16 protein-coding genes are annotated in these 12,476 nt (G+C 59.8%); 14 read left to right on the top strand and 2 right to left on the bottom strand.

Features of this window, described 5'->3' with window-relative positions:
- Positions 1–76 precede the first annotated feature (76 nt).
- The 3 genes from pyrR to AP059_RS12170 are packed head-to-tail and all read left to right on the top strand — an operon-like array spanning position 77 to position 2,880.
- Positions 77–595: a bifunctional pyr operon transcriptional regulator/uracil phosphoribosyltransferase PyrR gene (pyrR, locus tag AP059_RS12160; RefSeq protein WP_059765565.1), complete on the top strand. Its 519-nt coding sequence runs from the start codon at positions 77–79 to the stop codon at positions 593–595.
- 12 nt (positions 596–607) lie between these two features.
- On the top strand, positions 608–1,612 hold the full coding sequence (locus AP059_RS12165; RefSeq protein ID WP_048364055.1) for an aspartate carbamoyltransferase catalytic subunit: 1,005 nt from the start codon (positions 608–610) through the stop codon (positions 1,610–1,612).
- Positions 1,609–2,880: a dihydroorotase gene (locus tag AP059_RS12170; protein ID WP_059765567.1), complete on the top strand. Its 1,272-nt coding sequence runs from the start codon at positions 1,609–1,611 to the stop codon at positions 2,878–2,880. Before AP059_RS12165 ends, AP059_RS12170 begins: the two co-directional genes overlap by 4 nt.
- 56 nt (positions 2,881–2,936) lie before the next feature.
- Here AP059_RS12170 and AP059_RS12175 read toward each other — a convergent pair whose 3' ends face one another.
- Positions 2,937–3,353, bottom strand: a complete 417-nt coding sequence (locus AP059_RS12175) for an NINE protein (RefSeq protein ID WP_059765569.1) — start codon at positions 3,351–3,353, stop codon at positions 2,937–2,939.
- 251 nt (positions 3,354–3,604) lie between these two features.
- Here AP059_RS12175 and AP059_RS12180 point away from each other — a divergent pair, with 251 nt between their 5' ends.
- A complete protein-coding gene (locus tag AP059_RS12180) occupies positions 3,605–4,252 on the top strand; it encodes a C40 family peptidase (protein ID WP_048364052.1) in 648 nt (215 codons plus the stop codon).
- Between the two features lie 35 nt (positions 4,253–4,287).
- Here the strand turns inward: AP059_RS12180 and AP059_RS12185 are convergent, their stop codons facing one another.
- Positions 4,288–5,280, bottom strand: a complete 993-nt coding sequence (locus tag AP059_RS12185) for a type IV pilus twitching motility protein PilT (RefSeq protein ID WP_059765571.1) — start codon at positions 5,278–5,280, stop codon at positions 4,288–4,290.
- Between the two features lie 57 nt (positions 5,281–5,337).
- Between AP059_RS12185 and AP059_RS12190 the strand changes: the two genes are divergently transcribed.
- From AP059_RS12190 to AP059_RS12235, 10 genes are all read left to right on the top strand, one after another.
- The gene (locus tag AP059_RS12190) at positions 5,338–6,024 is read left to right on the top strand and encodes a YggS family pyridoxal phosphate-dependent enzyme (RefSeq protein ID WP_059765573.1); all 687 of its coding nucleotides are present in this window, start codon (positions 5,338–5,340) and stop codon (positions 6,022–6,024) included.
- A gap of 33 nt (positions 6,025–6,057) precedes the next feature.
- On the top strand, positions 6,058–6,876 hold the full coding sequence (proC, locus tag AP059_RS12195) for a pyrroline-5-carboxylate reductase (RefSeq protein WP_059765575.1): 819 nt from the start codon (positions 6,058–6,060) through the stop codon (positions 6,874–6,876).
- A gap of 11 nt (positions 6,877–6,887) precedes the next feature.
- Positions 6,888–7,475, top strand: coding sequence for a YggT family protein (locus AP059_RS12200; RefSeq protein ID WP_048364048.1), 588 nt, complete (start codon positions 6,888–6,890; stop codon positions 7,473–7,475).
- Positions 7,475–7,765 carry a DUF167 domain-containing protein gene (locus AP059_RS12205; RefSeq protein ID WP_048364047.1) on the top strand — a complete coding sequence of 97 codons (291 nt, stop codon included), beginning with the start codon at positions 7,475–7,477 and terminating at the stop codon, positions 7,763–7,765. Before AP059_RS12200 ends, AP059_RS12205 begins: the two co-directional genes overlap by 1 nt.
- Before the next feature lie 184 nt (positions 7,766–7,949).
- A complete protein-coding gene (gene metX, locus AP059_RS12210; protein ID WP_048364046.1) occupies positions 7,950–9,089 on the top strand; it encodes a homoserine O-succinyltransferase MetX in 1,140 nt (379 codons plus the stop codon).
- 7 nt (positions 9,090–9,096) lie between these two features.
- Complete coding sequence (gene metW, locus AP059_RS12215) at positions 9,097–9,717, top strand: methionine biosynthesis protein MetW (protein WP_048364045.1); 621 nt, start codon at positions 9,097–9,099, stop codon at positions 9,715–9,717.
- Between the two features lie 25 nt (positions 9,718–9,742).
- Positions 9,743–10,180, top strand: coding sequence for a DUF4426 domain-containing protein (locus AP059_RS12220; RefSeq protein WP_059765577.1), 438 nt, complete (start codon positions 9,743–9,745; stop codon positions 10,178–10,180).
- Positions 10,177–10,773: an RdgB/HAM1 family non-canonical purine NTP pyrophosphatase gene (gene rdgB, locus AP059_RS12225; RefSeq protein ID WP_059765579.1), complete on the top strand. Its 597-nt coding sequence runs from the start codon at positions 10,177–10,179 to the stop codon at positions 10,771–10,773. Before AP059_RS12220 ends, rdgB begins: the two co-directional genes overlap by 4 nt.
- On the top strand, positions 10,770–11,984 hold the full coding sequence (gene hemW, locus AP059_RS12230) for a radical SAM family heme chaperone HemW (RefSeq protein ID WP_059765581.1): 1,215 nt from the start codon (positions 10,770–10,772) through the stop codon (positions 11,982–11,984). The genes rdgB and hemW overlap by 4 nt, the downstream gene beginning before the upstream one ends.
- A 9-nt stretch (positions 11,985–11,993) precedes the next feature.
- Complete coding sequence (locus tag AP059_RS12235) at positions 11,994–12,317, top strand: DUF3392 domain-containing protein (protein ID WP_048364041.1); 324 nt, start codon at positions 11,994–11,996, stop codon at positions 12,315–12,317.
- Positions 12,318–12,476: the final 159 nt, after the last annotated feature.

Raw genomic sequence — 12,476 nt, forward strand, 5'->3', positions numbered from 1 at the left:
GCTCAATTGTTTGACGCACCTCATTGTTTGCGCCCGTCGCAGCACGCATCCTGCGCGGGCCTTTTAAGGAGCCACCATGATCCTGCCTGTTCCCGCTGAACTGATCTCTCAGATGGCGCTTGATCTCAAGGCCCATCTGGCCCGTCGTAACATCACTGAGCCGCGCTACATCGGCATTCGCACCGGTGGCATCTGGGTGGCCCAGGCACTGTTGCGCGCAATGAACAGTGAGGCCCCGCTGGGCACCCTGGACGTATCGTTCTACCGCGACGACTTCAGCCAAAATGGCCTGCACCCCCAAGTGCGCCCCTCGGAGCTGCCGTTCGAGATCGAAGGCCAGCACCTGGTGCTGATCGACGACGTGCTGATGAGCGGTCGTACCATTCGCGCCGCGCTCAACGAATTGTTCGACTATGGTCGTCCGGCCAGCGTGACGCTGGTCAGCCTGCTCGACCTGGACGCCGCCGAGCTGCCGATCCGGCCCAACGTGGTAGGGGCGACCTTGGCCCTCAAGCCGACCGAGCGGGTGAAGTTATCCGGCCCGGCGCCACTGACACTTGAACTTCAAGACTTATCTCAAGATCCAGCCCTTTAAGAGACCACTGCGATGACGCCTACCGACGCCAAGCGCCCGCTGCAGCTCAATGATCAGGGCCAGCTGCGCCACTTTTTGTCGCTCGACGGCCTGCCCCGCGAGTTGCTGACAGAGATCCTCGACACCGCCGACTCGTTCCTTGAAGTCGGCGCCCGGGCGGTGAAAAAAGTCCCGTTGCTGCGCGGCAAGACCGTTTGCAACGTGTTCTTCGAAAACTCCACCCGCACCCGCACCACATTCGAAATGGCGGCCCAGCGCCTGTCTGCGGACGTGATCACCCTCAACGTGTCCACTTCCTCGGCGAGCAAGGGCGAAACCCTGCTCGACACCCTGCGCAACCTTGAAGCCATGGCCGCCGACATGTTCGTGGTACGCCACGGCGACTCCGGCGCCGCGCACTTCATTGCCGAGCACGTGTGTCCGCAGGTGGCGATCATCAATGGCGGCGACGGCCGTCACGCGCACCCCACGCAGGGCATGCTCGACATGTTGACCATTCGTCGACACAAAGGCGGGTTTGAGAACCTGTCGGTAGCCATCGTCGGCGACATTTTGCACTCGCGGGTGGCGCGCTCGAACATGATCGCGCTCAAGACCCTGGGCTGCCAGGACATCCGCGTGATTGCCCCCAAAACCCTGTTGCCCATCGGCATCGAGCAATACGGGGTCAAGGTCTACACCGACATGACCGAGGGCCTGAAAGACGTCGACGTGGTGATCATGTTGCGCCTGCAACGCGAACGCATGTCCGGCGGCCTGCTGCCGAGCGAAGGCGAGTTCTACCGTCTGTTCGGCCTGACCACCGCCCGTCTGGCCGGTGCCAAACCTGATTGCATCGTGATGCACCCCGGCCCGATCAACCGGGGCGTGGAGATTGAGTCTGCCGTGGCCGATGGCCCGCACTCGGTCATTCTCAACCAAGTGACTTACGGCATCGCAGTGCGCATGGCGGTGCTGTCCATGACCATGAGCGGGCAAACGGCCCAGCGCCAATACGAACAGGAGAACGCCCAGTGAAACTCAGCATTCTCGGCGCCCGCGTGATTGATTCCGCCAGCCAGCTGGACACCGTCACCGATTTGCATCTGGAAGCCGGCAAAATTATTGCCATCGGCGCAGCCCCGGCCGGTTTTACCCCAACCCAAACCCTGGACGCCAAAGGCCTCGTTGCCGCGCCGGGGCTGGTTGACTTGAACGTCGCTCTGCGCGAGCCGGGCTACAGCCGCAAAGGCACCATCGCCAGTGAAACCCGCGCCGCAGCGGCCGGTGGTGTGACCAGCCTGTGTTGCCCGCCGCACACAAAACCGGTGCTCGATACCTCGGCCGTGGCCGAGCTGATCCTTGACCGCGCACGCGAAGCCGGCAACTGCAAAGTGTTCCCCATCGGTGCGCTGAGCAAAGGGCTGGATGGCGAGCAACTGGCTGAGCTGATCGCCTTGCGTGATGCCGGGTGTGTCGCGTTCGGCAACGGTCTGAACAGCTTCACCAATACCCGCACCCTGTGCCGGGCACTGGAATACGCGGCCACTTTCGACCTGACAGTGATTTTCCACTCGCAGGACCGTGACCTGGCAGAAGGCGGTATCGCCCACGACGGCGCGATGGCAGCGTTTCGTGGCTTGCCGGGCATCCCTGAAACCGCTGAGACCGTGGCCCTGGCCCGCGACCTGTTGCTGGTCGAGCAAAGCGGGGTGCGCGCGCACTTCAGCCAGTTGACCAGCGCCCGCGGCGTGGCCCTGATCGCTCAGGCACAGGCACGCGGTCTGAAAGTCACGGCGGATGTGGCGCTGTATCAATTGATACTGACCGATGAAGCGCTGGTGGATTTTTCCAGCGTGTACCACGTGCAACCGCCCCTGCGCACCCGCGCTGACCGTGACGGCCTGCGTGAAGCGGTGAAATCGGGGGTGGTGCAAGCCATTTCCAGCCATCACCAACCCCACGAACGCGATGCCAAACTGGCCCCCTTCGGCGCCACTGAACCGGGCATGAGCAGCGTAGAGCTGTTACTGCCGTTAGCGATGACCTTGGTAGAAGACGGCTTGCTCGACTTGCCGACCCTGTTGGCCCGCCTGAGCACAGGCCCGGCAGACGCCTTACGCCTGCCAGCAGGGCGCTTGGCGGTGGGTTCGGCGGCAGATCTGGTGCTGTTTGATCCAACGGCTTCAACGGTGGCCGGTGAGACGTGGTACTCCAAAGGCGACAATTGCCCGTTCCTGGGCCATTGCCTGCCGGGAGCCGTGCGTTACACGCTGGTGGATGGGCGGATCAGCTACGAAGGCTGACGCGCTGCGCTCACCCCAACCCTCTCCCTGCGGGAGAGGGCCAGGGGCTGTGGCGCTTAACGACGCTCTGCGTTCTTGATTGATATCTGGGTATTGAGCGTCCAGAAGTCATACAGAATGCCGACCAGGAACAAACCGCCGGTAAACAGGTAAATGATCCCTGTGATCCACTTGCCCATGTACATGCGGTGCACACCTAACACGCCCAGGAACGTCAGCAGAATCCACGCCACGCTGTAGTCGGTATCACCCGATGTAAAGCGCAGGTCCGCTTCGCGGTCCATGCTCGGGATCAGGAACAAGTCGATCAGCCAGCCGATGCCCAGCAAGCCCAGCGTAAAAAACCAGATCGTCCCGGTCACCGGCTTGCCGTAATAGAAGCGATGCGCTCCCAAAAAGCCAAAAATCCACAGCAAGTAACCCAGCACTTTGCTGTGGGTATCGCGTTGTAGATCGTCTCGATAGCCGCTCATTGATGCCCCCTTAGGTGTCGATAGAAAAAATTGTGAAGTTTTTTGTGACTTTTTTACTGTCGTGCAAAAGGTAAAAGTGTCTTACAAGATTTGGCGCAAACCCTTGTACTGCCTGACCTGCGCTCCAACCATGTGACAATTTGCCACCCCGCTTGCGGTTTTTGACCTCCAGGTCCAATCGACAAACGGCCTGAGAAAGGACAAAAAAGCTGTTATAAAGTTGCGCGCTTACCTACATAGAGCCCTGCCGAATGCGTCCTTTATTCAAGACATGGCTAACCATTTGCCTATTAATGCCACTGGCCGCCCACGCCACCAATCGTGAGCAACATCTTCCTTCGGGCTTCACCGGTTACACCGCAAAATCATCTGCGAGTGCTCCGTTTGTCGCCTCTAACAGCAAAACCGTCACACGCCCGACCTCCAGTAAAGTTCATCGCAAAGCCCCAGGCAAAATTGCGACCCCGGCACTGGTCGCGGCCAACAAGCAAAGCAGCAGTGTACTGAGCCGTGCCGTCAACGTGCTGGGTACGCCTTATCGTTGGGGCGGTAGCAGCCCAAGTAAAGGCTTTGATTGCAGCGGCCTGGTCAAATACGCGTTCAACGATGTGGCGGCCGTCAATTTGCCACGCAGCTCCAGCGCGATGGCCAGCGGTCATGGCCAAAAGGTTGATCGCAAGGACCTGAAGCCAGGCGACTTGCTCTTTTTCAACATCAAGAGCCGCAAGGTCAATCACGTTGCCATTTACCTGGGCAACGACCGGTTTATCCATGCCCCCCGTCGCGGCAAGTCGGTCTCTATCGACACCTTGAAAAAACCTTACTGGCAGAGCCACTACGTGGTCGCCAAGCGCATTTTGCCCAAAGAGAAAACCACCCTGCGGGTTGCTCAGCGCTAAACATCCCATCTCTGTAGGCGCGGGTACGCTCGCGTTTACAGGATGTCGCCCCTCTGTCTGAGCCGTGCCAGGCTCATGTCCAGGGTTTGCATCCCTACCGCGCCGCCGGTCTGGATTGCCGACACCATTTGCGCCACCTTGTTTTCCCGAATCAAATGCCTGATGGCTGGCGTGCCCAGCATGATTTCGTGCGCCGCCACGCGCCCGCCTCCCTTTCGCCTGACCAACGTTTGCGCAATCACCGCCCTCAGTGATTCGGACAGCATCGTGCGTACCACGGCTTTCTCTTCTGCAGGAAATACATCCACCATGCGGTCGATGGCTTTTGCCGCAGACGGTGTGTGCAACGTCGCAAAGACCAAGTGCCCGGTTTCAGCGGCGCTAAGCGCTAAGCGAATGCTGTCCAGGTCGCGCATTTCGCCCAGCATGATCACGTCCGGGTCTTCACGCAGCGCTGAACGTAGCGCGGCGCTAAAACTGCCTGTGTCGCGATGCACCTCGCGCTGGTTAATCAAGCACTGGCGCGGCGTGTGGATGAACTCAATCGGGTCTTCGATGGTGAGAATGTGCAGGGGGCGGGTGCTGTTCAAGTGGTCAATCATGGCCGCCAAGGTAGTGGTTTTACCGGACCCCGTGGCGCCCGTAAGCAGTATCAACCCGTGCGGCGCATGACTCAGCTCACTGAACACCCCGCTCAAGCCCAGTGACTCAAGGCTGGGCAGCGTCGAGGCAATGCTGCGAAACACCGCACCCGCGCCGCGCTGTTGCTCAAACGCATTCACCCGAAAGCGGCCCAAGCCCGCCACCGCGTATGAAAAATCAGCTTCGCGCTCGGCCTTGAACGCGACACGCTGTGGCTCGGTCATGACGCTGTGGATAAGCCCACGCACAGCGTCTGAGTCCAGCACGGGCCACTCGCCCCGCTGCATGTCGCCGTCGATACGCAGCATGGGCGCCACGCCCGCTGACAGGTGCAAGTCTGAAGCCCCGCGATTGACGCAAACGGCCAACAGGTCGGCGATGTCCATCCCCCCTCCCAATTCCAGTAGAATGCCGCAGACTTTCACCACGGCGGGCTTAATTGAATGTCCACGATAGCTGACAACATCGCTCAGGTTGAGGCGCGCATCCGTGCAGCGGCACTGGCTGTGCAACGTGATGTAACGAGCATTCACTTGCTGGCAGTCAGCAAGACCAAACCCGCTGGCGCACTGCGCGAAGCGTATGCCGCCGGAGTTCGCGACTTCGGCGAGAATTACCTGCAAGAAGCCCGCGCCAAACAGACTGAATTAGCTGACCTGCCCTTGTGTTGGCACTTCATCGGCCCCATTCAATCGAACAAGACGCGCGACATCGCTGAACATTTCGCGTGGGTGCACTCCGTGGACCGTCTGAAAATCGCCCAGCGCTTGTCTGAACAGCGCCCGGCTGAGCTGGCGCCGCTGAACATCTGCATTCAGGTCAACGTCAGTGGTGAGGCCAGTAAATCCGGCTGCACCCCGGCAGATTTGCCCGCGCTGGCTGCCGCGATCCATGCGTTGCCCCGTTTGAAGCTGCGCGGCTTGATGGCGATCCCGGAACCCACCGACGACCGCGCCGAACAGGATGCTGCCTTTGCGACGGTACGCACGCTGCAAGAGAGCCTGAACTTGGGGCTAGACACGCTTTCGATGGGCATGAGCCACGACCTGGAGTCGGCCATTGCCCAAGGCGCCACATGGGTGCGGGTCGGTACTGCACTGTTTGGCGCTCGAGACTACAGCCAGGCCTGAGAAAGCCTGCCTCACTTTTGATAAGGATCTGTTATGAGCAAGACGCGTATTGCCTTTATCGGAGCCGGTAACATGGCTTCCAGCCTGATCGGCGGCCTGTTGGCCAAAGGTCTGGACGCTGCACAGATCCGCGCCAGCGATCCCGGCGCCGACACTCGCGCCAAGGTCGCTGAACAGCACGGTATCGAGCTGTTCGCCGATAACGCGCAAGCCGTTCAAGACGCGGATGTGATCGTCATCGCCGTCAAGCCGCAGGCCATGAAAGCCGTGTGCCAGGACCTGCGCCCACACCTCAAGCCGCATCAACTGCTGGTGTCGATTGCCGCCGGCATTACCTGCGCCAGCCTGCTTGAATGGCTGGGCACTCAGCCACTGGTGCGCTGCATGCCCAATACGCCTGCCCTGCTGGGTAAAGGCGTGAGCGGTTTGTACGCCACTGCTCAGGTGACGCCAGCACAACGCCAGCAGGCCGACGAGTTGTTGAGCGCTGTGGGCATCGTGGTCTGGGTCGAAACAGAAGCCCAGATCGACGCGGTAACCGCCGTATCGGGCAGCGGCCCGGCGTATTTCTTCCTCTTGATCGAAGCCATGACCGCCGTCGGCGTCAAACTTGGCTTGAGCCATGAGGTGGCTGAGCAACTGGCGGAGCAGACCGCACTGGGCGCTGCCCATATGGCTGTGAGCAGCGATGTGGACGCAAGCGAACTGCGCCGTCGCGTGACCTCGCCTGCGGGCACCACTGACGCTGCAATCAAATCATTCCAGGCCAGTGGTTTTGAAGCCATGGTCGAAAAAGCATTGAGTGCCGCCGCGCACCGCTCGGCCGAAATGGCCGAACAACTGGGTCAATAAAGGAGCAAATGATGTCAGGACTTAATGGCGCTGCCATTTTTGTGGTTCAAACCCTGGGCAGCCTGTATTTGCTGGTCGTGCTGCTGCGCTTCATCTTGCAGCTGGTTCGGGCCAACTTTTACAACCCGATCTGCCAGTTCACCGTCAAAGCGACGCAAACCCTGCTCAAACCGATGCGCCGCGTCATTCCAAGCGTGCTCGGCCTGGACATGTCCTCGCTGGTGCTGGCGATTCTGGTGCAGATGGTGGTGTTCGCCATTGTGCTGACCTTGAGCTACATCCCGTTCAACGTCCTCGGGCTGTTAGTGTGGGCGATCATTGGGGTGACGGCACTGTTTCTCAAAGTGTTCTTCTTCGCCATGATCATCAGCGTGATTCTGTCGTGGGTGGCACCGGGTAGCACCAGCCCTGGCGCCGAGCTGGTCAACCAGATCACAGAACCTGCACTGGCACCGTTCCGCCGCTTCTTGCCGAGCATGGGCGGCCTGGATATTTCACCGATTCTGGCGTTCATGGTGATCCAGCTGATCCAGAGCTACGTGATTCCGCCCCTGGCGGTGTACGTCAACATGCCGCCTGAGCTGTTCGGCCTGATCTGATGAGCTATTTCCGCTGGGACGGTGACGACCTGATTCTCGACTGTCACTTGCAACCCAAGGCCAGCAGCGATGAGTTTGCTGGCCTGCACGGTGACCGCCTGAAAATCCGCCTCACCGCCCCACCGGTTGAAGGCAAAGCCAACGCCCACCTGGTGGCCTTCCTGGCCAAGGCGTTCGGCATTTCCAAGAGCCAAGTGAGCTTGATCAGCGGCGAACTCAATCGCCAAAAACGCGTGCGTTTGCATGGCCCTAAAAAGTTGCCAGACCTTCCAGGGCTTGCCAAACCTTGAGTCAGCCTCTGTAGTCGCTGCCGCAGGCTGCGATGGAGGCAGGCTGACCTCCAGCAGCGCATTTGCATGCAGCCTCGGTAGCGACTACGGGTTTGGGGCAGGTGATAAATCAGCCCCGAGCATTGCTTGCCGCTTGCTACCGCGCTCATTAGACTTACGCCTCATTTAAATGAGAGCAGGGTCGATGCCAACTGCCTTTCCCCCCGATTCCGTTGGTCTGGTTGTGCCACTCGTTGCACACTTCGGCGAACCGCTGGCTTTGGCCTGCGGGCGCTCACTGCCTGCCTATGACCTGATTTACGAAACCTATGGCCAGCTCAATGCCACGGCCAGTAACGCGGTACTGATTTGCCACGCGCTGTCGGGGCATCATCATGCCGCCGGTTATCACAGCGTCGACGATCGCAAACCCGGCTGGTGGGACAGTTGCATCGGCCCCGGCAAGCCCATCGACACCCGTAAATTCTTCGTGGTCAGCCTCAACAACCTCGGTGGATGCAACGGCTCAACCGGCCCGAGCAGCATCGATCCGCAAACCGGCCGCCCCTTTGGCGCCTCGTTCCCGGTACTGACCGTTGAAGACTGGGTGCACAGCCAGGCGCGCCTGGCGGATCGTCTGGGCATCACGCAATGGGCCGCCGTGATCGGTGGCAGCCTGGGCGGCATGCAAGCCTTGCAGTGGAGCATCAGCTACCCCGATCGCCTGCGCCATTGCCTGGCTATCGCCTCGGCACCCAAGCTGTCCGCGCAAAACATTGCGTTCAACGAAGTCGCGCGCCAAGCCATCCTCACCGACCCCGAGTTCCACGGCGGTTCGTTCCAGGAAAAAGGCCTGATCCCCAAACGCGGCCTGATGCTGGCACGCATGGTGGGCCATATCACTTACCTGTCGGATGACTCGATGGGCGAGAAATTCGGCCGCGGGCTTAAGAACGAAAACCTCAACTACGACTTCCACAGCGTCGAGTTTCAGGTCGAGAGCTACCTGCGTTATCAGGGCGAAGAGTTTTCCGGGCGCTTCGATGCCAACACCTATTTGTTGATGACCAAGGCCCTGGACTACTTCGACCCGGCGGCCAACTTCAACGATGATCTGGCCAAAACCTTTGCCGGGGCCAAGGCGCGCTTTTGCGTGATGTCGTTCACCACCGACTGGCGCTTCTCGCCCGCGCGTTCGCGCGAACTGGTGGATGCACTGATGGCCGCGAAAAAAGACGTGTGTTATCTGGAAATCGACGCGCCGCAGGGCCATGACGCCTTCCTGATCCCGATCCCGCGCTACCTGCAAGCCTTCAGCAACTACATGAACCGCATAGACCTGTGAGAACGCCATGAGAGCCGACCTGGAAATCATCCAAGACTGGATCCCCGCCGGCAGCCGCGTGCTCGACCTCGGTTGTGGTGATGGCGAACTGCTGAGCTGGCTGCGCGACAACAAGCAAGTCACCGGCTACGGCCTTGAAAACGACCCGGACAACATTGCCGAGTGCGTGGCCAAAGGCATTAACGTCATCGAGCAAGACCTCGACAAAGGGCTGGGCAACTTTGCCAGCAACAGCTTTGACATCGTGGTCATGACCCAGGCGCTGCAAGCGGTGCATTACCCCGACCGGATCCTCGACGAAATGTTGCGCGTCGGCCGCCAATGCATCATTACCTTCCCCAACTTCGGCCACTGGCGCTGCCGCTGGTATCTGGCCAGCAAAGGCCGCATGCCGGTGTCCGAGTTTTTGCCGTACACCTGGTACAACACGCCCAACATCCACTTTTGCACTTTTGAAGACTTCGAAGCGCTGTGCCGTGAACGCGAAGCGCAGGTCATCAACCGTCTTGCCGTGGATCAACAACACCGGCATGGGTGGGCGAGTAAGTTATGGCCTAACCTGTTAGGCGAGATTGGCATTTATCGTGTCAGCAGTCCTGGCCTTCAGGATCACAAAGTCGCGGTTTAACAGGTTCGCTCAAAGGAGAAAGACCATGGGTCGTATTGGATTACTACTGCTTTCAATGTGTTTGGGGGCGAACGCGCTGGCCGCCGACCAAACGGTGGCCCAACGCCAGCAGACATTTGGCGATATCACGGTGTACTACAACGCCTTCCGGTCTACTTTTCTGACGCCCCGCATCGCCAACACGGTGGGAGTCACGCGCAGCGACCAGAATGCCGTGTTGAATATCACCGTGAACAAGGCGGGCAAGAATATTGCCGCCAATGTGCAGGGCAGCGTAAAAACCGGGGATGAAAAAGCAACACCGTTGAGGTTTCGTGAAGTCGGCGAAAACGGCGAAATCAACTATCTCGCTCAATTCCCGGTCAAAGGCACGCAGACTTTCACCTTCAAAGTGGACGTAAAAGCTCCCGGAGCCACGTCTGAAACAATCGAATTTACTCAAGTGGTCGCTCCAATCGAATGATGAACTTCACGCAACTGGTACTCGCAAGCCACAACGCGGGCAAACTCAAAGAACTTCAGGCCATGCTCGGCGAGTCGGTGCAGTTGCGCTCGATTGGAGAATTCAGTAGCGTCGAGCCGGATGAAACCGGCTTGTCGTTTGTCGAGAACGCGATTTTAAAAGCCCGTAACGCGGCGCGTATTTCGGGTTTGCCAGCCTTGGCTGACGACTCGGGGCTGGCCGTGGATTTTCTGGGTGGCGCGCCGGGCATTTACTCGGCCCGCTACGCTGACGGCCAAGGCGATGCGGCGAACAACGCCAAACTGCTCGATGCCCTCAAAGACGTGCCCGACGCCGAGCGCGGCGCACAGTTTGTGTGCGTGCTGGCGTTGGTGCGCCACGCTGACGACCCTTTGCCAATCATCTGTGAAGGCTTGTGGCACGGGCGTATTCTGCCCGCCGCCAGTGGCGAGCACGGCTTTGGCTACGACCCGTTGTTCTGGGTGCCTGAGCGTAACTGCTCCAGCGCTGAACTCAGCCCGACAGAAAAAAACCAACTGAGCCACCGCGCTCGCGCCATGGTCTTGCTGCGCCAGCGTTTGAGCCTCAAATGACCCACGACACACCGCCACAGCCGCTCTATCTGGGCGCGGCTGGCTTTACCCAGCAGGCGCCACGCGCGCCGCTGAGCCCATTGCCTCCCTTGTCGCTGTACATCCATATCCCGTGGTGCGTGCGTAAATGCCCGTATTGCGATTTCAACTCCCACACCGCCAGCCCTGTGCTGCCCGAAGACGAATACGTCGACGCCCTGCTCGCCGATCTGGACCAGGATCTGCACGCAGTGTATGGCCGTGAGCTGAGTTCGATCTTCTTTGGCGGCGGCACGCCGAGCCTGTTCAGTGCTGCCTCGCTGGGTCGCCTGCTCGCGGGGGTTGAAGCGCGCATTCCTTTTGCCAGCGACATTGAAATCACCCTGGAAGCCAACCCCGGCACGTTCGAGCAAGAAAAGTTCGTGGCGTACCGCAAATTGGGGATCAATCGCCTGTCGATCGGCATCCAGAGTTTTCAGCAAGAGAAACTCAAGGCGTTAGGCCGCATCCATAACGGCGACGAAGCAGTACGCGCCGCTGGCATGGCGCGTCAGGCCGGTTTTGACAACTTCAACCTGGACTTGATGCATGGCTTGCCCGATCAGTCGCTGGACGATGCCCTGAGCGATCTGCGCCAGGCCATCGCCCTGAAGCCGACGCACCTGTCGTGGTATCAACTGACGCTCGAACCCAACACCGTGTTCTGGAACCAGCCGCCCACGCTGCCGGAAGACGACACGTTGTGGGACATTCAAGAAGCCGGACAAGCCCTGCTCGCCGAGCACGGCTACGCGCAATACGAAGTGTCCGCATACGCGTTGCCCGACCGCCCCGCGCGGCACAACCTCAACTACTGGAGCTTTGGCGACTTCATCGGCATTGGTGCCGGTGCCCACGGCAAGTTGAGCCATCCCGATGGTCGTATCGTACGCACATGGAAAACCCGTCTGCCAAAGGACTACCTCAATCCGGCCAAAAACTTCCAGGCCGGGGAGAAAACCCTGACTGCCGAAGAGCTACCGTTTGAGTTTCTAATGAACGCCTTGCGCCTGACGGACGGCGTAGATTCAAAGCTTTACCCGCAGCGCACCGGCCTGACTCTCGACAGCTTGAAAACAGGGCGAGAAGCTGCCGAACAAAGTGGCTTATTGCAGGTCGAACCGACACGCCTGGCGGCGACTGCCCGCGGCCAATTGTTTCTCAATGACCTGTTGCAGCACTTTTTGACCTAAGGAAATCGAATGGACTTGGTACTCGACCTGCTTGCCACAGTATCGCGCTGGAGCCGCAGCCACCTTTCAGATATCTCTCTGGCGTTGATTGGCTGTTTGCTGGTGTTGTTTGGGGCGGACTTCAAGGGCTGGGTCGAGCAGCGTCTGGGCAGCATCGCCGGCGCCCTGCGCGTCCCCTTGATGGCCTTGCTGTGCCTGGTGGGCAGCGGCGCTGCATTAATCTACGCGACCCCCTGGGTAGAGCGCGGCCTGAGCCAATTCAACAACTACAGCTTGGCGCCCGTATTGCTCGTGGTGCTGGTACTGATTGGTGTGGTTGCAGACCGCCGTTGATTTCGCCTGTTACCTGTAGCAGCTGCCGCAGGCGGCGTTGAACCCGCGCACTCAGTCCACCTGATAAACCGTGCCCTCAGCATTTGCGATCGCTGCGCAATCGAACGCAGCCTTCGGCAGCGACTACAAGTGTGCGTCAACTACCTCTCAACTTCGTAG

It is taken from the genome of Pseudomonas sp. TAA207 (assembly GCF_001529285.1).
GTDB classification, from domain to species: domain Bacteria; phylum Pseudomonadota; class Gammaproteobacteria; order Pseudomonadales; family Pseudomonadaceae; genus Aquipseudomonas; species Aquipseudomonas weihenstephanensis.